Origin of the sequence: Pseudomonas sp. D1-1, from assembly GCF_051132225.1 — a bacterium.
Taxonomy (GTDB): domain Bacteria; phylum Pseudomonadota; class Gammaproteobacteria; order Pseudomonadales; family Pseudomonadaceae; genus Aquipseudomonas.
This window is the reverse complement of the sequence record NZ_CP071676.1, coordinates 4,590,100-4,610,341: the sequence shown is the minus strand read 5'-3', so window position 1 is coordinate 4,610,341 and position 20,242 is coordinate 4,590,100. Positions and strand designations below refer to the sequence as shown.

The window sequence follows — 20,242 nt, the reverse complement described above, 5'->3', positions numbered from 1 at the left end:
GTAAGTGAAGCGGAGATCCTGGAGTGGGACGCCGGCAAGGCCTTGCGCCGATACGACATCGCGATCGCTCGCCTTGGCGTGAAACAGGAGTAGAGCGGAATGGCGGACGATAGATATTCGCTCAGATATGCAGCCTTCGATGGGAGTGGGTTGGCGGTCCCCAATGCCAGCGCCAAGAACAGTGTGATCCTTTCCGCTGGGGACCAGCTGCCCGGACTCGATCAGGCGCTGGAAAACCTCGGGCTCAAGCTCGGCTTGCTGACTACGGCAATCGAGTCGTTGACCCTGAAACTCTCGGCACAGCGCGCGTTGTTTCAGGTTATGGGCGCCAGTGCCAAGGGGGATTCAGCCAAAGAGCCAAAAGCGAAGTCGGGTCGTGGAATCGAACCACCGGAACTGCTCAAACCGGCGATAGCAATGGATTCGGCCATGGCCGATCTGAAGCAGGCCGGCCAGTTCACGCCGCGGCAGATCCAGCAGATGGCTGAGCCAACCCAGCGTATCGCCAGCGCGCCATTGGTGGCGGCTGGCGGCACAACAGCGGTTGAGTTGGTGAGAATCGAAGGCCTGGCTGCCAGGGCAGGCATCGGCAGTGATCTGCCCGATGCCTCGGACCGACAATCGGCGCTGTTGCGCTTTGCCAGCGATGCGGGTGTCACCGCATCGACGTTCAAGATGCCAGCCGTGGAAGCCGCCGAGATGCTGCTTGGTTGGCGCACCGCCATGAAGCTCAGCGCCGAGAAAGCCTTTGACCTGGCGGACGCAACCAACCACCTCGGCAAGATTCCCGGCGGTGCGAAAGCGAGCGAGATCGGCACGGTGTTGCAGCGTGACGGTGCGGCCGCGACCTCGGCCGGCCTGCAACCTGCACAGGCCGCTGCGTTGACGGCGGCGTTGCTCAACACCGGTACGCAACAAGCTGAAGCCGGCGCAGCGTTGGCTGGTTTCACGATGGCCTTGGGCAAGGGCAATCAGGCCTCGGCGACCGAGCAAGCGGCCTGGACGCAACTCGGGCTTGATCCCAAGGAAGTCGCGAGTGGGTTGCGTGACAAGGACACCGCGCCGGGGACAGTGATGTCGGTGCTGGCGGCGTTGAACGCGCAGCCGGCGGAAAAACGCTCGGACCTTGCCTCTTCGCTGTTTGGCACGCGGGATGAGGCGGTGCTGCGGATGGCGCAGAAACTGACCGACGTGAATGACGCGTTCTTGCAGGTGAAAGACCCGGCCCAGTACGCCACCTTGCAATTGGGCGACAAGGGCTCGGTGCGGCAGGACGCGTTGGCGTTGGCGAATACCCGGCAAGGTCGGTGGAACGTCTTCAACGCCAGCAATGAGCGTTTGACACTGGCCACGGGCAATGCGGTAGCGCCCGTGGCGGACAGCTCGCTGCAATGGCTGGGTTCGCTGAACGATGGCATGAGTGAGTTGGCCGAGACTTCACCTAAGACCACAGCTGCCATTGTGCTGGTGGGCGCGGCGCTCAAGCCGCTGGTGGGGGCGCTGCTCAAAGCCATCGCGGATGAAATGAGCAATCAAGCGGCCAAACGCGTATTGGGCGGCGTGGCGAAGCGTCTTCCCAGGCGCGTGGGAGAAGTGTTCTCTGAAGACTTCAGAAACGACAATCGTAACGCCAGGCCGGATATCAAGGGCGTCAGCCGGCTCGGACCGGCGAGCGTTGCCAAGGCCGAAGCGGGAGTGACCGTCAACGGTTCCCTTCGCAGCATGGGTGCTTCGTTGCGCCCGTTCAGCCGTTTTGTTCCGGGAGCTGTCGCGTTAAGTGCAGCCCCTGAAGTGCTGGAAGGGGCGCTGAGCGGCGACGCTCGCAAGGTTGGCGCTGGCCTGGGCGCCGCTGGCGGCGGCTGGGCGGGAGCATCGGCAGGCGCCAGCGCGGGCGCGACGATTGGCACGTTCTTCGGTCCGGGTATCGGCACCGCTATTGGCGGAGCACTCGGCGCAATTGTCGGCGGTCTGGCGGGAAGCTGGCTCGGCGGTGAGTCGGGCTCCTGGTTGGGCGAAAAACTCGCCTCGCCCGTCGATAAGCTCGCCGCTCCCGAGCAGGTCAGCAAAGACCTGAGCGGCACCCCGGCGACCGGCCAGCAAAACAACCTGACCGCGAACATCTACATCAATGGCCAGGATCAGGCCAGTGCCGCCCAGTTGGCGAACCTGGTTGTGCAACAGATCACTAGCCAATTCCAACTCATGCCCAACTCGCTTGCCATGCGCAGTGACGCGGCCCTGACCGACGGAGTGACCTGATGCGTCAGCAAATGGCCCTGGGCAGTTTCATTTTCGGGCTGTCCCGCAGTTTCGCCTACCACTCCTTGGTCCGCACCTCGGACGGTGGCTGGAAAAGCATCGACATCCTTACCAGCAAGCCCAAGTCCAGCCAGATCGGCCAAGGCCTGCAGGGGCTGACGATCACCGGCAAATCGATGTACTCGACCGCCATGGATCGACTCGATGAGCTGCGCGCATTGCAAGCCCTGCGCACCCCACTGCCGTTGGTGGATGGCATCGGTCGCAACTGGGGCCTGTGGCAGATCAACAAGGTCACGGAAACCCAGACCGAGGTCATTGATGACGGCACGGCCATGGTGGTCGGCTGGGTGGTTGAATTGACGGAGTTCGCCAATGCGTAGAGTACGAAGTATCGCCGGTGACTCGGTGAATCTGCTGCTGTACCGCGAGCTCGGGCGTTGTGATGACGCCGCCGAAGAAGCGCTCTGGCTGCTCAATCCGGGATTGGCCGAATGGGGCCCGATATTGCCTGCGGGCGTTTGGGTTGTCTTGCCTGAGGTGGACCTCAGGCCTGTTGCAATCCCAGCGGTTTCAGCCTGGGATTAAGGAGGCGCCATGTCATTGGGTTTTACGCCTGCAGTGGAAATTTATGGCGCGAACGCCGCGCTGCTCAACGAACGCCTGCTCAGTTGGACGCACGTCGACGCGGCGGGCATCGAGTCCGATCAACTGACACTGACCATCAGCCTGGAGGGGCTTGAAGGCATGCCCAGCCTGGGCGGCAAGATCGGCCTGCGGGTCGGTTATCTGGAGTCGGGACTTGTGGATAAAGGCGAATTCGTCGTGACCCGGCGTACACCGACCCTGTTTCCCTTGCGCCTGACACTGGTGGCGACAGCCGCGCCGTTCAGCGCCTCGGACCAGACTGGTTTCAAGCAGCGCCGATCCGTCAGCCATGGCCCGACGACCCTGGGCGCGCTGTTTCGGGAACTGACCTCAAGGCACGGTTTTTCCCCCCGGGTGGCGCCGGAACTGTCACTGATAAAAATCGAGCACATCGACCAAACCAACGAAACCGACATGGGCTTCCTGACCCGTCTGGCCCATCGTTATGACGCGGTCGCCAAGCCGATCAACGAGCTGTATGTGCTCGCCCGGCGCGGGCAGGCGAAATCGCTGTCGGGCAAAGTCTTGCCTGAGGTAAAGCTGTCGGTGACGACGAACAATCGCCCAGGCGACCAGGCGTTTACGTCGGCGATCCTTGATGAGACCGCCCGGGCCAAATACCAGGGTTGCAAGACCACCTGGTGGGATGCGGCGGCGGGCAAGCTGCGGGTCGAAGAGGGCGGCATCGCACCTTTCAAGACCTTGCGCCAGCGCTTCCAGAGCGCCGACGACGCCCGCGCCGCCGCTGAGGGCGAGACACGGCGGATGATGCGCGAAGCCCTCAAGGTCGCCATCGAATGCCCGGGCAACCCGGCCTTGTCCGCCGAGGGCATCGTGCTGCTTGACCCCTCCTGGCCGGATTTCATGCGCGGGCGTTGGTCGATCGACAAAGTCACCGCCAGTGGCAGCCGGGAAAAAAGCTATCGCTGCAAGATCGATGCGACCTGCCTGGATGCCCGGGCCTGACACTGGCCCCTTGTGGGAGCGAGCCTGCTCGCGATAGCCGTCTGACATCCAACACTGGTGTTGCCTGATACACCGCTTTCGCGAGCAGGCTCGCTCCCACAGGTTTCCCTGACGCTACCTTCCATACCACTGGAATTCCCCCATGAAGATCACCCCGATCCTCACGCAACTGCGTGAGCAATGCCCCACGCTTGCCCATCGCGTGGCTGCAGGCTTTGACCTTGCCACGCTGCAAGCCCAGGCCCCGCTGCAAACCCCCTGCGCCTATGTCCTGGCAACCGCCGACGTTGCCAGTAGGAACGCGGCGCAGAACGTCACGCTGCAAGCGGTACGTGATCGTTTCGATGCCGTGCTGGTGCTCGACGCGACTGACGCGACAAAAGCGCTGGATCTTTCGCACGACCTACGGGCTGAACTGTGGCGCGCGCTGGTGGGGTTCAAGCCGGGCGCTGAGTACACCGGCGTCGAATACGACGGCAGCGAGCTGGTTTCCATCAATAGCAGTCGCGTGTTGTACCGGCTGCGCTTTTTCGCCGAGTTCCAGCTGGGCCGCAATCTGCCGGGCCAGCCTGCCGAAAGCTGGCATGAGCGTGAACTGGACGGCTTGTCGTCCTTTACCGGGGCCACCGTGCGCGTCGATGCCATCGACCCGGCGGACCCCAACCTGAAACGTCCCGGCCCCGACGGGCGCCTGGAACTGACTTTCTCTGGAGACGTAACCCCATGAGCAAACGCATCACCGTGCTGCCGGCCCCTGGCCGCGCCGTACCGGACCCGGAAGCGGGCGATCTGTTGCCCCTCGAAGGCCGTGAAGTGCCGGACAACGCCTGGTGGCGTCGACGTCTGGCCGATGGCGATATCACTACCAAAGCCGTGCAAGCGGCAAAACCAAAGGGAGCCAAATAATGGCGATTGGATTCAGCAACATTCCCGCGGACATTCGTGTTCCGCTGTTCTACGCCGAGATGGACAACTCGGCCGCCAATAGCGCGTCGTCGGCCATGCGCCGGTTGATCGTCGCCCAGGTCAACGACAACATCGCCCCGGCCGAAGCCGGCAAGCTGGTGCTGGTTTCCAGCGTCGCGCTGGCCAAGAGCATTGGCGGGCAAGGCTCGATGCTGGCGTCGATGTACGAAACCTGGCGCAAGACCGACCCGATCGGTGAGATCTGGTGCCTGCCGCTGCATAACGTCAAAGGGGCGATTGCCCAAGGTACGCTGACGCTGACCGGCAGCGCTGCGGAGAGCGGCGTGCTCAACCTGTACGTCGGTGGCGTGCGTGTCCAGGCCGCTGTCGTCAAAGGTGCCAGCGCTGCCCAGGCGGCCACGGCGCTGACCCTCAAGATCAACGCATCCGCCGACCTGCCGGTGACCGCCGCGGCCGCCGAAGGCGTGGTGACCCTGAGTGCCAAATGGACCGGCGCCAGCGGCAATGACATCAGCCTGCAATTCAATCGCCTGGGCAAGAGCAACGGCGAAGACACCCCGGCCGGCTTGACCACGGCCATCACCGCCATGGCCGGCGGCGCCGGTGCGCCGGACCAGACTGCCGCCGTCGCCGCCCTGGGCGATGAGCCGTTCGAGTTCATCGCCATGCCGTGGTCCGACGTGTCGAGCCTCGACACCTGGCAAGCGGTCATGGATGACAGCACCGGTCGCTGGTCCTGGGCCAAGCAGTTGTTCGGTCACGTCTACAGCGCCAAGCGCGGCACCCTCGGCACTCTTGTCGCCGCCGGCCAGGCCCGCAACGACCAGCACATGACCATCCAGGCCCTGGAGCCGGGCGTGCCGCAACCGTTCTGGGTCCAGGCCGCTGCGCTGGCCGCGCGCACTGCGGTGTTCATTTCCGCCGACGCCAGCCGCCCGACCCAAAGCGGCAGCCTGCCGGGGCTCGATCCGGCACCGGCCAGCGAGCGCTTCACCCTGACCGAGCGACAGTCGTTGCTCAACTACGGCATCGCGACCGCTTACTACGAAGGCGGCTACGTTCGTATCCAGCGTTCCATCACGACCTATCAGAAGAATGCCTTCGGCCAGGCGGACAACTCCTACCTGGACAGCGAAACCATGCACCAGTCGGCGTTCATCGTGCGGCGCCTGCAAAGCGTGATCACCAGCAAATACGGTCGCCACAAACTGGCCTCCGACGGTACTCGTTTCGGCGCCGGCCAGCCCATCGTCACCCCGAGCACCATTCGCGGTGAGTTGATCGCCCAGTACGCCAAGCTTGAGTTGGAAGGTCATGTGGAAAACGCCGAGCTGTTTGCCGAGCACTTGATCGTCGAACGCGACAGCCAGGACCCGAGCCGGGTCAACGTGCTCTTCCCGCCGGATTACATCAACGGACTGCGCGTGTTCGCGCTGCTCAACCAATTCCGCCTGCAATACGACGCCGCCGCCTGACAGTGGTACTCAGTTGCATGAATTCAGCCCACCTCGCGTGGGCTTTTTATTGAAGGGAGAAACATCATGGGTCAACTGATTGCGGGCACCTGCTACGTCAAAGTGGACGGCGCTCAACTGACCATCAATGGCGGCTGTGAAGCACCACTGATGTTTACCAAACGCGAGACCGTCGTACCGGGTTTCTACAAGGAAACCGACATCGCGCCGTCGTTCAAGGTCACCGCGCTGCACACCGCCGACTTCCCGCTCAAGCAGCTGGTCGCCGGCACTGACATGACCGTCACCTGCGAATTCAGCAACGGCAAGGTCTACGTGCTGGCTGGCGCGTATCTGGTGGAAGAGCCGGTATCCAAAGGTGACGACGCCACCATCGAGCTGAAATTCGAAGGCATCAAGGGGACCTGGCAATGACTGGTGTCGTGGCGTTGCGCGTGGCCATCGAGGCCCACGGCGAGCCGTTGAGCGAACTGACCTTGCGCCGTCCGACGGTGCAGGAGGTCCGTGCGATCAAGGCGCTGCCGTACAAGATCGACAAGAGCGAGGAGGTCAGCCTGGACATGGATGTCGCGGCCAGATACATCGCGGTCTGCGCCGGTATTCCACCATCATCGGTCAACCAGTTGGACCTGGCTGATCTCAACGCGCTGAGCTGGGCCGTCGCGAGTTTTTTCATGAGTGCGGCGTCGCAGCCATCGGCGACCTGATCACCGCCACCTATGACCTGGCCTGGTTCTGGAAGGTTGACCCCGAACAGATGATGGCCAGGCCACTGGATGTGCTCCGCGAATCCCTGGAGCACGCGCAACGGATCAATGCGATGCAGCAGGTGCAGTGATGGCAGAGACACAGAAGGTAGAGAAAAAGGCGCTACTGCTGACCGGTATCGACGAACTGTCGCCCAAGCTCGCCAGCCTGCGAGCGAAGGTCGCGAGTTTCAAGCAGAACCTCGACGCCACGGGCCTGGGCAGCCTGGATATGTCCGGGCTGCTGCCCAGCGGTGGCCTGGCCCAACCGTTCATGGACGGGCTCAAGTCGGCGCTGGCCTTCAAGGACGAAGCCGGCGCAGCGAGCGCGGCAGCCAGTGCCGTCCAGGCGCCGGAAGCGCCTCGCGTAGCGGCACAGAACCTGGAGGGATTGAAGACTTCCATCAGCAACGTGTCGGTGCAGTTCGGCTCGGCGCTGGGGCCTGCGGTCAACGCGGTAGCGGTCGGTTTGCAGCCGATGGTCAACGGCGTGGCGCAGGTGCTGCAGGACAACCCGCAACTAATCCAGGGCCTGGCAAATGGCGTCGTCGCGTTCAACGCGATCCAGACGGCGGTCAGCGGCGCGAGCCAGGCAATGGAAGTGATCAACCTGGCCTTGAAGATGAACCCCATCGGCTTGATTGCCATGGGCATCGCCTTGGCGGCAGGGATGATCATCGCCCACTGGACACCAATCTCGGCATTTTTTGCCGGGCTCTGGCAACGGCTGGCGCCGATCATCCTGCCAATGGTCGAGTTCTTCAAGACGCTGTTCGCCTTTACCCCGATGGGGCAGGTGATCAGCAACTGGGGGCCGATCAGCAGCTTTTTTGGCGCACTCTGGAATGTGATCGTGGCGGCGGCGACGCCGATCATCGGTTTCATGCAGACGCTGTTCGCCTGGTCGCCCCTGGGGTTGATCATTGCCAACTGGACGCCCCTGAGCGGGATGTTCGCGGCGATCTGGGATTTGCTCCAGGCCTTGACCGTGCCGGTGATGGCCGCGCTGAAAGGCCTGTTCGACTGGACACCGTTGGGGCTGATCATGGCCAACTGGGGCACGATCGGCGAGGTCTTCGCCGGGATCTGGGAGGGCATTCGCAATCAGGTTTCGATCATGCTGGCGGTGTTCAGCGGCCTGTTCGACTGGTCGCCCATCGAGGGCCTGACCCGGCAGTGGGGACCGGTGGGCGAATGGTTCAGCCAATGGTGGGCCGAGCTGCAGGGCGTGATCGCGCCAATCAAGGCGTTCTTCAACGGCGGCTTCGGCGAGGTGATTGCCTCGTTCACCGGCAAGGTCGAGGGATTGGCCGAGGCGCAGCGCGCCACCAATGCCGAAGGCAAGGGTGAGCTGGCACCGGCGTTTTTTGGCGGGGCCAGCGAGCAGCCTTCGGGGCTGTCTTCAAGCCTTGCGCCGCCACCCGCCACTGCGTCGCCCAGAGCGTCCTTGACGCCCGGCGCATTGCCGCAGACTTCCAGCGCCCTGGTGCAACAAAGCGCCGCCAACAACCGCACGCAACTGGAAGGCGGCCTGACGGTGCGCTTCGAAAACGCGCCGGCGGGTTTGCGCGCCGACCCGCCCCAGACCAATCAACCGGGCCTGGCGGTGAGTTCGCGCATCGGTTATCGCTCACTTTCCGCAGGAGGTTCCAATGAGCTGGCGTGATCGTTTGCTGCCGGCGTCGTTTCGCGGCGTCGGGTTCTGGGTCGACCAGGCGAAAACCCCGATCGGTCATAAAGGCCAGTTGCATGAGTACCCGCAGCGTGACCTGCCGTATTTCGAGGGGCTCGGCCGGCAGGCACGCATCCACGAGTTGACGGCGTTCATCGTCGGCCCCGATTGCCTGGAGCAGCGCGACAAACTGCTCGCAGCCCTGGAGCAGGGCAGCGGTGAACTGGTGCATCCATGGCTGGGGCGCCTGCAGGTCAAAGTGGGCGAATGCGACATGACCCAGACCCGCCAGGACGGCGGGCTGGTCACGTTTGCCCTGAAGTTCTACCCCGACCAGCCGCTGCAGTTTCCTTCGGCGGCGATCAACAGCCAGAAACTGCTGCTGGTCTCGGCCGACAGTTTCCTCGGCTCGGCGGTGCGGCGTTTCGAAGACGCCATGAGCCTGATCAAGGCGGCGCGGATCGGCATCGCGGATCTGCGCAACAGCCTCAAGGAGGTTTATGGCGTCATCGAGCAGGAGCTCAAACCATTGATCGAGACCTATCGGCAACTCAGCGATCTGGTCAAGGCGGTCAAGGAGCTGCCCAAGGAAGTAGCGGCGGAATTCAAGGGACTGCTGGGCGACATTCGGGAGCTGAAGGATTTTGCCCGTGACGGCTATCGCGGCGTGATTGCCAGCGTGTCGCAACAGGTGGAAGCCATCCGTCAGGCAGACGCGCCCAAACTCACCACCGGCAAGGACACCACGGCGGCGGCCCAGGCGGTTGCCGATCTGGTCCAGGACACCTTGCTGGTGCAAGCGGCGCAATGGATTGCGGCGATGCCCGTGGCGGCGCCGGTGGTCAAGCTGGACGCCACTCCATCGGTGGCGCAACAGGCGGTGCAACCGGTCCAGCGCCGAGACGTGCCGGTGGCCGATGACGTGCTCGCCTTGCGCGATGCCCTCAACGAAGCCATCTGGCAGGCTTCCCTCAAGGCCGCTCCGGATCACTACCAGGCAATGAACAACCTGCGTCAGCAAATGGCCGCGCACTTGACGGCCGTGGCGTCGTCCGGTGTCCGGCTGATCAACCTGTCGTTCAAGCAAAGCCTGCCGGCGCTGGTGGTCGCGTATCAGCAATTTGCTGACGCTACCCGGGTGACCGAGGTGACCCAGCGCAATGGCGTGGCGCATCCTGGCTTCCTGCCGCCCAACGACCTGAAAGTCTCCGGGGAGTGAGCCATGAATGAGCTCGACAACGCTGTCACGCTCACCGTCGGCGGGCTGGATTACGGCGGCTGGAAAAGCGTGGAAATCAGTGCGGACCTGGAGCGCCAGTTCCGCACCTTCAAACTCGACATCACCTGGCAATGGCCGGGGCAGACCCAGGCGGTGCCGATTCGTCCCGGTGACGAATGCCAGGTGCGCATCGGCGCCGACCTGCTGCTCAGCGGCTACGTGTTCAAGGCGCCCATCAGCTACGACGGCCGGCAGATCAGCCTGAGCATCGAAGGCGGCTCCAAGACTCAGGACCTGGTGGACTGCGCGGCGATCAACCGCCCGACGCAATGGCGCGGGCAAACATTGCTGAGCATCGTCCAGGCGCTGGCATCGCCCTATGCCGTGGGGGTGGTCAGCGAGATCCCGGAAACCGCGCGCCTGAGCGAGCACAGCATCGTGCCTGGAGAAACGGTGTTTCAATCCATCGACCGTTTGCTGACATTGTTCCGAGTGTTCTCCACCGATGACCCGCAGGGCCGCGTGCTGCTGGCCAAGCCCGGCAGCGGTGGGCGGGCCAGCGATGTGCTGGAACTGGGCAAGAATATTCTTTCGGGCAACGCGCCGATGGACTACAGCCAGGTGTTCTCCGAATACCGGGTCATCGGCCAGCACAAAGGCAATGACCAGCAGAGCGGGGCGGCGGTGAGCGAGGTCTCGGGCACCGCCACTGACCTGGGCTTCAAGCGCAAGCGGGTGACCGTCATCAGCGAAAGCGCTCAGTTGACCCCGGCGCTGGCCCAGCAACGAGCCGACTGGGAAAGCGCGATTCGCAGCGGCCGCGCCCTGACCACCACCTACCGCGTACAGGGCTGGCGCCAGGCCAACGGCGATCTCTGGCGGCACAACACCCTGGTGCGGGTGATCGATCCGGTGCTGGGATTTGACGCTGACATGCTGATTTCCAAGGTGACCTATTCGCTGTCCGCCCAGGGTTCGATCACCACCTTGCAAGTCGCCCCGCCGCACACCTTCGACGCCAACCCGGTGCCACCCAAGGCCTGAGCCCGACGCCGATACCCGCCCTGCGCAAATCCCTTGTGGGAGCGAGCCCGCCGCCAGATTCCTGCCCAGCGCAGATTCCTTGTGGGAGCGAGCCTGCTCGCGAAAGCGGTGGCTCGGTTTGCATCGATGTTGAATGTGCCGGTGCCTTCGCGAGCAGGCTCGCTCCCACAATGCTCTGCCGTTAAACCCGATTCCGAAGGAAAAACCCAATGAGCCTACTGACCCGCCTCCTGGCGCGTGGCACTGTCGTGCTCGCCCATTCGGCGAATAAATTGCAATCGCTGCAAATGCGCCTCACCGCTGGCGAAGTGAGCGACGACATGGAGCATTTCGAGCCCTATGGCTTCACCAGCAACCCGCTGGCCGGCGCCGAGGGCATCGCCACGTTCCTCGGCGGCGACCGCTCCCACGCGGTGGTGCTGGTGGTCGCCGATCGGCGCTTTCGTCTCAAGGCCCTGGCCCCGGGCGAAGTCGCGCTCTACACCGATGAAGGTGACAAGCTCCACTTCAAGCGCGGCCGGGTCATCGACATCGAGACCGCGACGCTGAACATCCGCGCCAGCAGCGCGGTGAACATCGACAGCCCCGTCATCAACCACACCGGCAGGATCGTTTCCCAGGGCGATCAGATCGCCGGCGGCATCAGTCAGATCAAGCACGTGCACGTCGGTGTACAGGCCGGCAACGGCCAGACCGGTGCGCCGGCGGGAGGCCAGTGATGTTCATCAGCCAGAACCTGCACGCCGCGCTGACCCGCTCGGTGCTGGTCAGCCTGTTCACCTGGCGCCGCGCCGCCGCGGGCGATGCGGTCGATGACGACGAGCGTTTCGGCTGGTGGGGCGACACCTTTCCCACGGTCGCCGACGATCGCATCGGCTCACGGCTGTGGCTGTTGCGGCGGGTCAAGCTGACCCGCCAGACCCAACTCGACGCCGAATTCTATGCCCGCGAGGCGCTGCAATGGTTGATCGATGACGGTCATTGCAGCGCCATCGACATCATCAGCGAACGCCTCGACGCCCAGCGTCTGAACCTGCGCACGGTCCTGACCCTGGCCAATGGCGAGCGCCTGGACATCAACCCCGACCACAGTTGGCAGGTGACTTATGCCGTTTGAAACCCCTTCGCTGCCGGTGCTGATCAAGCGCGCCCAAAGTGACCTGGCCAGCGATTCGCTGCGCCAGTCCGACGCCCAGGTCCTGGCGCGTACCCTCGGCGGCGCCGCCTATGGCCTGTATGGCTATCTGGATTGGATCGCCGAGCAGATCCTCCCGGACAAGGCCGATGAAATGACCCTGGAGCGCATCGCCGCGCTGCGCCTTAACCAGGCGCGCAAGGTCGCCCAAGTGGCCACCGGCAGCGTCAGCTTCACCGCCACGGCGGGTGCCGTGCTGGATGCCGACACGCTGCTGCAAGCGGCCGATGGCCGTACTTATAAAGTGACCACCGCGCGAACCACCAGCAATGGCCTGAACACCGCCGCCATTGCGGCACTGGAGGCCGGTAGCCTGGGCAATGCCGATGCGGGTCTGGTGCTCACGCCGGTGCAGCCGCTGTTGGGTATCGGCAACAGCTTCACCGTACTGGCGCCAGGGCTGACCGGCGGTGTCGCCCGGGAAAGCCTTGAATCCCTGCGGTCGAGGGTGATCCGTTCCTATCGGGTCATCCCTCACGGCGGTTCGGCCCAGGACTACGAGACCTGGGCTCTGGAGTTTCCCGGCGTTACCCGCGCCTGGTGTCGCGGCAGTTATCTGGGGCCGGGGACCGTCGGCCTGTTCGTGATGCGCGACGACGATCCGCAACCGATCCCCAACGCCGAGCAACTGGAGGAAGTGCGGGCCTACATCGAGCCCTTGCGCCCGGTGACCGCCGAACTGCATGTGCTGGCCCCGACCCAGGTGCCGGTGAACTACAAGCTGCGCATCACCCCGGACACCAGCGCCGTGCGCGCCGCCATCGAGGCCCAGTTGCGCGACCTGCATAACCGCGAAGCCGGCCTCGGCGAAACGCTGTTGCTGAGTCATATCGCCGAAGCGATCAGCAGCGCCACCGGCGAAACCGACCACAAGCTCAGCGCACCCGCCGCCGATGTCGTCGCCGCCAGCAACCAGTTGCTGACCTTCGGAGGCTGCACATGGCTGGGATAAGAACCGTCGAACAATACCAGGCCCAACTGCGCAGCCTGCTGCCCAGCGGCCCGGCGTGGGACCCGGAGCGCGTGCCGGAACTGGACGAAGTGCTGCAAGGCATCGCCCAGGAGCTGGCGCGCCTGGATGCCCGCGCCGCCGACCTGCTCAACGAGATGGACCCGGCGGGAGTGAGCGAGCTGGTGCCGGATTGGGAACGGGTGATGGAGCTGCCGGATCCGTGCCTTGGCGCCACGCCGCTGTATGACGATCGCCGTCTGGCGGTGCGACGGCGGTTGCTGGCGGTGGGCAGCCAGGCCATCGCCTATTACGTGGAAATCGCCAGGAGCCAGGGCTACCCCAACGCAACGATTACCGAACTCAAGGCGCCGCGCATGGGCCGCGCACGGTTTGGCGAAGCGCACTTCGGAACGTGGCAGGCGCAGTTCATGTGGACCCTCAACACCGGCGGCCGGCTGCTGCTGGGACGGCGCTTTGGTGCGAGCTATTGGGGCGAACGTTTTGGCGTCAATCCGGGGTCGGCGCTGGAGTGTCTTATTCACCGCAGTGCACCGGCGTATACCAAGGTTCACATCAACTATGACTAGGGAGTAAACGGATGGATTATCCGAAAAGTGTACCCAGCGCCGGCTTGGTGAATGGGAGGTTCGTCGATGAAAACCCGTTGACCGGGACGCCGGGATCGTTGATTCCGGCGGATTGGGGGAATGGGGTGACGCAGGAGATCGTGAATGTCATCAAGGCGGGAGATCTGACGCCGGATGAAACCCGCAGCGATCAATTGCTCGCGGCGATTCGGACGGTAACCGCCAAGGGCTGGAACCAGGACTTCGCTCTGCCGATCACAGCGTTGCCGCTGCCGACGATTGCCACGGCGGACAACCGTTTGGCCGTCACTCCAGCAGCGCTGCCCACCAGTGGCGGACGTGTCTCGATTCCGGCGGGTGTGTACGTCAGCATCGGGCAAGAGGTGGTAGCAGGACGGTTGGGGCGGACACGTACCTACGTGACGACGGCCTGGAGCAGCGCCGATCTGTTGCCCAGCGCCAGTTATTTTTTAAGAGCGCAGGTAGTCGGTGATGCGCTGACGTTCTATGTGCAGCGGGGAAGCCTGTATGACCTTGCTCCGGAATCCCTGAAAGGCACCGTCAACGGAACGGCAGGCGGTGGGTTCCCATCGACCCCCCTGGACATGTGCCTGGCCTGGGTGGTGACCGGGACGCCTGGCTCCCTGCCGACGATCCGCACGATTTATAACCGTACTCAATTGACCTGGACGCAAACGGTAAATGGCACCGGGGTGGTGTATCTGCCGCTGGATCCGCATGCGCGTGCGGCGCGGCTTGTGGCGGGTAATCCCACCCCAGCCTCGAACGTCGTGACCACGCTGTCGTTTGTTCAGTCCGGATGGCTTGGCGGCAACTACAGCTATCTGTCGCCCGCCGCGACTAGCCCCGGCAACAATGCGGTGGGTTGGGCGAGCCCGTCAATGTGCGTGCTGTTCTCCAATAACGTCGCCAATGACGTGACCGTTTCCACGGTCACGGCCAGTTTCGACCATTCCCAGTTACGTTCGCTTTGGCAGTGCTATCAGGCCGAGCACACATTGGGTGCGACCACTGCAGACAGCGACGAGTTGCTGTTGAGCATGGGAATCAAGGGGCACCAAGCGCTGACAGATTACAGCGTGGGCATCGGCATCAACTTTATCAACGCAGTCAATGCTCACCTGTCCTGGGAGTTGATCCGATGAAAGTCATTCAAGAGCTGCACCAGTACGAAGATGGGCTTCGCCCGCCTGCGCCTTCCTCCGCTCATATCTGGGTGGACGATACCTGGGTGCTTACCGAAGAGAATGCAGCCGAGCACCTCAGCCTGGAGGCCGAACGCCTTTGCGAAAAGATCGATGCCGCTGCCGACAGCGCCCGTCGCGTTTTGGCCGGTGATCCGTTACGGGCCCTGGAATATCAACAAGCGGCCCTTGAAGCGCAGGCGTTCAAGGATCAGGGCTACCCGAAAAAAGCTGTTCCGTTGTCGGTTTCTGCCTGGGTCGTCAAGGGCCGCACAGCCAGGCAGGCAGCGGACCAGATTCTCGCCAAGGCCGCTGAATTCGACGCGAACCTGCTGACGCTTCGCGAGCTGCGCCTCAAGGCCAAGGCGCAGATTCGCGCGCACGTAGCCAAGGGCAAAGCCGAACTCGCCACTAAAACCGCCGATGACGCGCTCGCAGCCATCCGGACGCTACGCCTTCGGGCTTGATTCTCATCTCATAGAGAGACAAAACATGGATTATCCAAAAAGTGTTCCCAGCGTGGGGCTGGTGGACGGTCGGTTCGTGGATGAAAATCCTGTCGAAGGCTCGCCGGGATCCTTGATTCCGGCTGTGTGGGGTAACAGCGTTACCCAGGAAATCCTCGGTGTGATTTCTGGCGCCGATATCGCGCCCTCCGAAGCGGACACCAATCAGCTCTTCAAAGCTATTCAGAAGATCATCGGTATGACCAACCCCATGCGTTCGGTAATCACGCGGTTGGCCCTGTCGAAAACGCTGACGGCAAATGAGCTTGGCCTTGTATTGATTGACGCCAACGCTGGCGCTACGACCATCGGGTTACCCTCGGCCAACGCTGCGCTGGGTGTTCGAGACGTCGTCATTCGGCGTCTGGACAACAGCGGCAATCGTCTTGTGGTTCAGGCCGGCGGGGCTGATCGGATCAGATTTCACACCCATCTTTCGGCCGCTGGCTATCCATTTCTCGTGCTGATGGGCAGTGGTGACTGGTGGCATCTACGTAGTGACGGTGCCGGCAGTTGGTGGCCAATGGGAAGGTTTGACAACACAGCTTTGGGGCGGCCGTTTTTTGAAACAACTATCCAACTCAGCCCGGGTGGTTACGGTGCGCTAAACGGCACGGTCATGAAACGTGCTGAGTGGCCCTGGCTGTGGGATCACGCCCAACAGTCCGGAATGCTCGGCACCGAGGCCACTCGGGAAGGCAGTGAAGGCAAATGGAGTTCTGGTGATGGTGTTCTCACTTTCCGAGCCCCGGAAGGACGAGGTGAATTCTTGCGGATCTTGGACGAAGGGCGCTCCGTGGATCCTGGACGGGCGATGGGGGCCTTTCAAGCCGGCACTGTTCACTCCTATGCGTTGGGGGGACAAGGGGCTGGTGCGGTTGGATCAAGATGGTCCGACAGCCTTACCGGATTCGGTGCCAACACCCGTGAGGAAATCAAAATCATCGGAGACCTTGTAAACGGTGGTCCGATATTTCCTACCGGGACCAGTTTCCAGGTAGATACGGCCAACACGTTGCTCTACTCATTCAAATCGCGCCCGCGCAATGTCGCTTATCCGGCGCGGATCAAACTCATCTGAGGTGTCTGTGTTTTATTATCTTTTCGATAAAGCCGGCGCGTTGTCCGGACCCGTGGAGTTTCCCGTAACGCCAGGTATTGGCGTTCAGATCCCCAGTAATGCGGTGGCAATTTCCTTTGAACTACCCCCTCCGGAAGGTGGCCGCACGTGGGCGCTGGTGAGCAATGTGCCCCGAGAGGTTATTGACCGTCGCGGCTTGGTCTACCGCAAGAAAGACGGCGGCCAGCAGATTTGGAACGAACTGGGGGAATTGCCGGAAGCGTTCACAACCGAGCCATGGCCAGGTAATTACCATACCTGGAAAAATCACACTTGGGAGTTCGACGTTGACTTGCAGTTGAGCGACATCACTGGCCAGGTTCTGGCCCAACGGGATGCGCTTCTGCGCGACGCAATGTTGCGTATAGCCCCGCTTCAGTACGCCGAGGACATCGGCGACGCCAGCGACCAGGAACAACTGGCCCTGATGGAGTGGAAGCTTTATAGCGTCGAGTTGAATCGCATCCAGCATCAAGCCGGTTTTCCAGCCGCTATCACTTGGCCTGTCCTGCCCGAGCCTGCTCTTTAAGCTGCCCGGGGCGACCTCTCAGACTTTCTCAATCAACCGCGCCACCGCGTATTGCCGGTGAGGCTTTGTCTCGCCTGTTTTTTATCTTTGGCCATCAGGAGTGAAATGTGGACTATCCAAAAAGTGTGCCCAGCGCAGGTCTATCGAACGGCAGGTTCGTGGATGAAGATCCTTTGGCGGGAACGCCGGGATCCTTGATTCCCGCCAGTTGGGGCAATGGTGTAACGCTGGAGTTGCTTAATGTTATACAAGCCGCGGGCATAGCTCCGTCGGAGGTCGTCTATAACCAGCTGCTTACAGCCTTACGGGGGAGCGGGCTGTTTCTGACTGCGGCGCAATTCGATAACAGCAGGGCCGCCGCGACGACTGGATACGTAAACCGTACAGGGGTGCAGTATTCCAGATTCGATGTCTACAATAGCAGTGCCACTTTAACAGCATCGGATGTTGGCGGAGTTGCCAGTTTCGCCAGCAATACACCGGTAACCGCCAGACTGCCGGCGACCGCGGAAATCATACAGGGCGCGACTGTAAAGATTGTCAATGCAGGATCGGGCATCGTTACGGTTTCGACGGCATCCGCTATCGATGTGCTGTGCGCTTCGAATGGTGCTCAAGGAACCATCAGTATCGGCCTCGGCGAAACGGCGGAATTCATCAAGTTAAATAATCAATGGCGTCTCGTTGGCGGTAATGTGGCGTTGAAATATTCGGCTATGTCCGCTTCGTCATTGCAACCCAATGGTTGGAAACGAACGCCTGATGCAACAAGTCCGACGGGATATGTTATCGAACAATGGGGCGTTGCCTCCAGCGGAGCGGATGCCAACGGCGTTCTTGTGACGTTCCCCATGTCCTTTCCTAATGCCGTTAGAAACATCGTGGTGACGGATGGCGGTCCCACTTGCGCATGTTTTGGAGTTTCCACCGGCTCGCTGAGCCAGTTCAGGCTTTATGGGCGCGATTATAATGGCGCTTATTCAAGTTGGACCGGGATGTGGCGCGCGATAGGTTATTGAACAGGAGACGATTAAATGATGATTTATTATGCTCAATCCACCGGCGGGTTCTACAACTCCATCGATCATTCCGGCAGGCTTCCTGAAGATGCAGTCAAGATCAGCGATGAAGAATATGGAGCGTTATTTGCCGCTCCTTTCCTGAACAAACGTATCGAGTCGGACGCCAAAGGCCGTCCGGTGCTCTTGGAGCTGTCCATTGATGAACTCACGGTGCGAATGGCCAGTGAAAAGAAATGGCGCGATGATCAACTCACCGCAACCGACCGCCTCATAGCGCGCGATCGCGACGAGATGGACGATGGCGGCGGCACGACGCTGGACCAGGCGCAGTACACGCAGTTGCAGGCTTATCGCCGGGCCCTTAGGGAATGGCCACAGGACGAGTACTTTCCAGCCGCCGAACACCGTCCGGCCGCGCCGTCCTGGCTGGCCGGGCAGCTTTGATCATGTATGTGCGGTGACCCGAACATGGACCTTACGCAACAGCAACTCATCAAGATCATGCCCGACGCCCGCGCCCAAGCGGGCGTTTTTATTCCAGCGTTGAACACCGCGATGTCTCGTTACCGCATTGACACTCCCAAGCGCATCGCCGCATTTCTGGCCCAGGTCGGTCACGAATCGGGGCAGTTGCGTTATGTACGAGAGCTGGGCAGCGAGCAATACCTGAGCAAATACGACACCGGAACCCTGGCCGTTCGCCTGGGCAACTCGACCCAGCCCGACGGTGACGGTCAGAAATATCGCGGCCGGGGCTTGATCCAGATTACCGGCCACGACAATTACCTTCGTTGCAGCCTGGGGCTGTTCGGCGACGAACGTTTGCTGGCCTTGCCCGAACTGCTCGAACAACCGCAATGGGCGGCGCAATCCGCCGCCTGGTTCTGGGCGCAGAACGGCCTGAACGAGCTGGCTGATCGTGACCAGTTCAACAGTATTACCCGCCGCATCAATGGCGGCCTGAATGGCTTGCAGGATCGCTTGCAACTCTGGGCGCGGGCGAGGGATGTGTTATGCCAACCTTCAGCCTGATGCCGTTTTCCTGCCGTACGCTAGGTGTCGTTGTATTAGTGGCGCTGCTGATCGGTGGTCCAGCCATGTTGGCGTGGCGGCTCCAGGAGTGGCGGTACGGCAGGCAACTGGCGCAACTGGCGCAGTCGCAGTCCGAGACGCTCAATAGAATGACCCAGGCGGCAGCGAAGCAGCAAAAGACCGAACAGGACAAACGCCTCGCCCTGGAACAGCAACTCTCCGCCAGCGAACAAACCCACTACCGAGCCTTGAGCGATGCCCAACGTGATCAGGATCGCCTGCGCGATCGCCTTGCTACTGCCGATGTCCGGCTGTCAGTCCTCCTCGACGCCGACGATGTTGCCGCCGGTTGTGCAATGCCTGCCGCCACCGGCGCCAGCGGCATGGATCATGGCGCCCCACGCGCCCGACTTGACCCGGCGCATGCTCAACGAATTATCGCCATCACCGACGAGGGCGACCGTGGACTGATCGCCCTGCAGGCCTGCCAGGCTTATGTGAGAGCGCTGGCCCGGTAATCTGGCGGACCTTGCAAGCTGTGGCTGCTGGTGTACGGTAGGCGCCAACCGCGTCGAATCAGGAGAGCAGCATGGATGACATTACCGGACTGGCCGCTGAGTTGGGCAGGCGCTTGCAGGTGCTCAATGCCCATGTCACTACCGCCGAATCCTGTACCGGTGGCGGGATTGCCGAGGCGATCACGCGGATCCCGGGGAGTTCGGCCTGGTTCGAAGCCGGTTACGTCACCTATTCCAATCGCCAGAAAACCCAGCAGTTGGGTGTGCCCCCCGAATTGTTCGACAAGGTCGGCGCGGTCAGCCGCGAGGTGGTGGAGGCGATGGCGCGGGGCGCCCAGCAGAAAAGCCTGGCGCGTTTCGCCGTGGCGGTCAGCGGCGTGGCCGGGCCGGACGGAGGCTCGCCGAGCAAGCCGGTGGGCACCGTATGGCTCGCCTGGGGCGTTGGCGAGGCGGTGTTCAGCGAGCGGCGCTTCTTTCCAAGCAATCGCGACGAGGTCCGCCGACAAACGGTGAAGGCCGCGCTAGACGGGCTGTTACAACATGCCGCCACAGAAATCTCAAATCAGGGGTAGGCGATCCTGAATCGCTGTGGAATAATACTGGCTACTTATACAGGTGTT

Annotated in this window: 25 protein-coding genes; all 25 read left to right on the top strand. The window is 62.3% G+C overall.

Translation table 11 applies throughout. The annotated features are described in order from the left end of the window. Positions 1 to 99: 99 nt before the first annotated feature. The 25 genes from J3P86_RS20660 to J3P86_RS20540 all read left to right on the top strand — a co-directional run bounded on the left by J3P86_RS20660 (position 100) and on the right by J3P86_RS20540 (position 20,194). Positions 100 to 2,259 (top strand): phage tail tape measure protein, encoded by a 2,160-nt coding sequence (locus J3P86_RS20660; protein WP_434698751.1) that lies wholly within the window; start codon positions 100 to 102, stop codon positions 2,257 to 2,259. Continuing rightward, positions 2,259 to 2,642 (top strand): phage tail protein, encoded by a 384-nt coding sequence (locus J3P86_RS20655; protein WP_434628754.1) that lies wholly within the window; start codon positions 2,259 to 2,261, stop codon positions 2,640 to 2,642. Before J3P86_RS20660 ends, J3P86_RS20655 begins: the two co-directional genes overlap by 1 nt. Next, positions 2,635 to 2,847 (top strand): tail protein X, encoded by a 213-nt coding sequence (locus J3P86_RS20650; protein ID WP_434628756.1) that lies wholly within the window; start codon positions 2,635 to 2,637, stop codon positions 2,845 to 2,847. The genes J3P86_RS20655 and J3P86_RS20650 overlap by 8 nt, the downstream gene beginning before the upstream one ends. A gap of 9 nt (positions 2,848 to 2,856) precedes the next feature. Beyond that, the gene (locus J3P86_RS20645; protein ID WP_434628758.1) at positions 2,857 to 3,873 is read left to right on the top strand and encodes a phage late control D family protein; all 1,017 of its coding nucleotides are present in this window, start codon (positions 2,857 to 2,859) and stop codon (positions 3,871 to 3,873) included. Between the two features lie 142 nt (positions 3,874 to 4,015). Continuing rightward, positions 4,016 to 4,600, top strand: coding sequence for a phage tail terminator protein (locus J3P86_RS20640; RefSeq protein WP_434628760.1), 585 nt, complete (start codon positions 4,016 to 4,018; stop codon positions 4,598 to 4,600). After that, on the top strand, positions 4,597 to 4,779 hold the full coding sequence (locus J3P86_RS20635) for a DUF2635 domain-containing protein (protein WP_434601704.1): 183 nt from the start codon (positions 4,597 to 4,599) through the stop codon (positions 4,777 to 4,779). Before J3P86_RS20640 ends, J3P86_RS20635 begins: the two co-directional genes overlap by 4 nt. Beyond that, a complete protein-coding gene (locus J3P86_RS20630) occupies positions 4,779 to 6,275 on the top strand; it encodes a phage tail sheath subtilisin-like domain-containing protein (RefSeq protein ID WP_434698749.1) in 1,497 nt (498 codons plus the stop codon). Before J3P86_RS20635 ends, J3P86_RS20630 begins: the two co-directional genes overlap by 1 nt. 66 nt (positions 6,276 to 6,341) lie before the next feature. Next, positions 6,342 to 6,689 (top strand): phage tail tube protein, encoded by a 348-nt coding sequence (locus J3P86_RS20625; protein ID WP_024780162.1) that lies wholly within the window; start codon positions 6,342 to 6,344, stop codon positions 6,687 to 6,689. Further along, positions 6,686 to 6,982: a phage tail assembly protein gene (locus J3P86_RS20620; RefSeq protein WP_434628765.1), complete on the top strand. Its 297-nt coding sequence runs from the start codon at positions 6,686 to 6,688 to the stop codon at positions 6,980 to 6,982. Before J3P86_RS20625 ends, J3P86_RS20620 begins: the two co-directional genes overlap by 4 nt. Positions 6,983 to 7,112: 130 nt before the next feature. Continuing rightward, complete coding sequence (locus J3P86_RS20615) at positions 7,113 to 8,687, top strand: phage tail protein (protein ID WP_434698748.1); 1,575 nt, start codon at positions 7,113 to 7,115, stop codon at positions 8,685 to 8,687. Then, entirely contained in the window at positions 8,674 to 9,912 is a 1,239-nt protein-coding gene (locus tag J3P86_RS20610) for a DNA circularization protein (RefSeq protein ID WP_434628769.1), read from the top strand. Before J3P86_RS20615 ends, J3P86_RS20610 begins: the two co-directional genes overlap by 14 nt. Positions 9,913 to 9,915: 3 nt before the next feature. Beyond that, entirely contained in the window at positions 9,916 to 10,956 is a 1,041-nt protein-coding gene (locus tag J3P86_RS20605; protein ID WP_434601700.1) for a phage baseplate assembly protein, read from the top strand. Positions 10,957 to 11,165: 209 nt separating this feature from the next. Continuing rightward, complete coding sequence (locus J3P86_RS20600) at positions 11,166 to 11,675, top strand: phage baseplate assembly protein V (protein WP_434572165.1); 510 nt, start codon at positions 11,166 to 11,168, stop codon at positions 11,673 to 11,675. Then, positions 11,675 to 12,073: a phage GP46 family protein gene (locus J3P86_RS20595; protein WP_434698747.1), complete on the top strand. Its 399-nt coding sequence runs from the start codon at positions 11,675 to 11,677 to the stop codon at positions 12,071 to 12,073. Before J3P86_RS20600 ends, J3P86_RS20595 begins: the two co-directional genes overlap by 1 nt. Continuing rightward, positions 12,063 to 13,103 (top strand): baseplate J/gp47 family protein, encoded by a 1,041-nt coding sequence (locus J3P86_RS20590; protein ID WP_434698746.1) that lies wholly within the window; start codon positions 12,063 to 12,065, stop codon positions 13,101 to 13,103. Before J3P86_RS20595 ends, J3P86_RS20590 begins: the two co-directional genes overlap by 11 nt. Next, a complete protein-coding gene (locus J3P86_RS20585; protein WP_434698745.1) occupies positions 13,091 to 13,690 on the top strand; it encodes a YmfQ family protein in 600 nt (199 codons plus the stop codon). The genes J3P86_RS20590 and J3P86_RS20585 overlap by 13 nt, the downstream gene beginning before the upstream one ends. Before the next feature lie 11 nt (positions 13,691 to 13,701). Then, complete coding sequence (locus J3P86_RS20580) at positions 13,702 to 14,856, top strand: phage tail protein (RefSeq protein ID WP_434698744.1); 1,155 nt, start codon at positions 13,702 to 13,704, stop codon at positions 14,854 to 14,856. Further along, complete coding sequence (locus tag J3P86_RS20575; RefSeq protein ID WP_434698743.1) at positions 14,853 to 15,362, top strand: phage tail protein; 510 nt, start codon at positions 14,853 to 14,855, stop codon at positions 15,360 to 15,362. The genes J3P86_RS20580 and J3P86_RS20575 overlap by 4 nt, the downstream gene beginning before the upstream one ends. 25 nt (positions 15,363 to 15,387) lie before the next feature. Next, positions 15,388 to 16,482, top strand: coding sequence for a phage tail protein (locus J3P86_RS20570; RefSeq protein WP_434698742.1), 1,095 nt, complete (start codon positions 15,388 to 15,390; stop codon positions 16,480 to 16,482). Positions 16,483 to 16,489: 7 nt separating this feature from the next. Beyond that, positions 16,490 to 17,050, top strand: coding sequence for a tail fiber assembly protein (locus J3P86_RS20565; RefSeq protein WP_434698741.1), 561 nt, complete (start codon positions 16,490 to 16,492; stop codon positions 17,048 to 17,050). A gap of 107 nt (positions 17,051 to 17,157) precedes the next feature. Further along, positions 17,158 to 18,069 carry a gp53-like domain-containing protein gene (locus tag J3P86_RS20560; protein WP_434572177.1) on the top strand — a complete coding sequence of 304 codons (912 nt, stop codon included), beginning with the start codon at positions 17,158 to 17,160 and terminating at the stop codon, positions 18,067 to 18,069. Between the two features lie 15 nt (positions 18,070 to 18,084). Continuing rightward, positions 18,085 to 18,516, top strand: coding sequence for a phage tail assembly chaperone (locus J3P86_RS20555; RefSeq protein ID WP_434698740.1), 432 nt, complete (start codon positions 18,085 to 18,087; stop codon positions 18,514 to 18,516). A 24-nt stretch (positions 18,517 to 18,540) separates the two neighbouring features. Further along, positions 18,541 to 19,104, top strand: a complete 564-nt coding sequence (locus tag J3P86_RS20550) for a glycoside hydrolase family 19 protein (RefSeq protein WP_434698739.1) — start codon at positions 18,541 to 18,543, stop codon at positions 19,102 to 19,104. Then, positions 19,086 to 19,622: a lysis system i-spanin subunit Rz gene (locus J3P86_RS20545; RefSeq protein ID WP_434698738.1), complete on the top strand. Its 537-nt coding sequence runs from the start codon at positions 19,086 to 19,088 to the stop codon at positions 19,620 to 19,622. Before J3P86_RS20550 ends, J3P86_RS20545 begins: the two co-directional genes overlap by 19 nt. Before the next feature lie 71 nt (positions 19,623 to 19,693). Further along, complete coding sequence (locus tag J3P86_RS20540; RefSeq protein ID WP_434698737.1) at positions 19,694 to 20,194, top strand: CinA family protein; 501 nt, start codon at positions 19,694 to 19,696, stop codon at positions 20,192 to 20,194. Positions 20,195 to 20,242 lie beyond the last annotated feature (48 nt).

What these genes read in the sequence shown, in the direction of transcription:
- J3P86_RS20615 (WP_434698748.1), top strand. Translation starts at nt 7,113, where the DNA reads ATGGCAGAGACACAGAAGGTAGAGAAAAAGGCGCTACTGCTGACCGGT.
- J3P86_RS20555 (WP_434698740.1), top strand. Translation starts at nt 18,085, where the DNA reads ATGATGATTTATTATGCTCAATCCACCGGCGGGTTCTACAACTCCATC.
- J3P86_RS20585 (WP_434698745.1), top strand. Translation starts at nt 13,091, where the DNA reads ATGGCTGGGATAAGAACCGTCGAACAATACCAGGCCCAACTGCGCAGC.
- J3P86_RS20575 (WP_434698743.1), top strand. Translation starts at nt 14,853, where the DNA reads ATGAAAGTCATTCAAGAGCTGCACCAGTACGAAGATGGGCTTCGCCCG.
- J3P86_RS20635 (WP_434601704.1), top strand. Translation starts at nt 4,597, where the DNA reads ATGAGCAAACGCATCACCGTGCTGCCGGCCCCTGGCCGCGCCGTACCG.
- J3P86_RS20580 (WP_434698744.1), top strand. Translation starts at nt 13,702, where the DNA reads ATGGATTATCCGAAAAGTGTACCCAGCGCCGGCTTGGTGAATGGGAGG.
- J3P86_RS20550 (WP_434698739.1), top strand. Translation starts at nt 18,541, where the DNA reads ATGGACCTTACGCAACAGCAACTCATCAAGATCATGCCCGACGCCCGC.
- J3P86_RS20640 (WP_434628760.1), top strand. Translation starts at nt 4,016, where the DNA reads ATGAAGATCACCCCGATCCTCACGCAACTGCGTGAGCAATGCCCCACG.
- J3P86_RS20570 (WP_434698742.1), top strand. Translation starts at nt 15,388, where the DNA reads ATGGATTATCCAAAAAGTGTTCCCAGCGTGGGGCTGGTGGACGGTCGG.
- J3P86_RS20630 (WP_434698749.1), top strand. Translation starts at nt 4,779, where the DNA reads ATGGCGATTGGATTCAGCAACATTCCCGCGGACATTCGTGTTCCGCTG.
- J3P86_RS20600 (WP_434572165.1), top strand. Translation starts at nt 11,166, where the DNA reads ATGAGCCTACTGACCCGCCTCCTGGCGCGTGGCACTGTCGTGCTCGCC.
- J3P86_RS20660 (WP_434698751.1), top strand. Translation starts at nt 100, where the DNA reads ATGGCGGACGATAGATATTCGCTCAGATATGCAGCCTTCGATGGGAGT.
- J3P86_RS20545 (WP_434698738.1), top strand. Translation starts at nt 19,086, where the DNA reads ATGCCAACCTTCAGCCTGATGCCGTTTTCCTGCCGTACGCTAGGTGTC.
- J3P86_RS20655 (WP_434628754.1), top strand. Translation starts at nt 2,259, where the DNA reads ATGCGTCAGCAAATGGCCCTGGGCAGTTTCATTTTCGGGCTGTCCCGC.
- J3P86_RS20590 (WP_434698746.1), top strand. Translation starts at nt 12,063, where the DNA reads ATGCCGTTTGAAACCCCTTCGCTGCCGGTGCTGATCAAGCGCGCCCAA.
- J3P86_RS20625 (WP_024780162.1), top strand. Translation starts at nt 6,342, where the DNA reads ATGGGTCAACTGATTGCGGGCACCTGCTACGTCAAAGTGGACGGCGCT.
- J3P86_RS20620 (WP_434628765.1), top strand. Translation starts at nt 6,686, where the DNA reads ATGACTGGTGTCGTGGCGTTGCGCGTGGCCATCGAGGCCCACGGCGAG.
- J3P86_RS20610 (WP_434628769.1), top strand. Translation starts at nt 8,674, where the DNA reads ATGAGCTGGCGTGATCGTTTGCTGCCGGCGTCGTTTCGCGGCGTCGGG.
- J3P86_RS20650 (WP_434628756.1), top strand. Translation starts at nt 2,635, where the DNA reads ATGCGTAGAGTACGAAGTATCGCCGGTGACTCGGTGAATCTGCTGCTG.
- J3P86_RS20540 (WP_434698737.1), top strand. Translation starts at nt 19,694, where the DNA reads ATGGATGACATTACCGGACTGGCCGCTGAGTTGGGCAGGCGCTTGCAG.
- J3P86_RS20645 (WP_434628758.1), top strand. Translation starts at nt 2,857, where the DNA reads ATGTCATTGGGTTTTACGCCTGCAGTGGAAATTTATGGCGCGAACGCC.
- J3P86_RS20605 (WP_434601700.1), top strand. Translation starts at nt 9,916, where the DNA reads ATGAATGAGCTCGACAACGCTGTCACGCTCACCGTCGGCGGGCTGGAT.
- J3P86_RS20595 (WP_434698747.1), top strand. Translation starts at nt 11,675, where the DNA reads ATGTTCATCAGCCAGAACCTGCACGCCGCGCTGACCCGCTCGGTGCTG.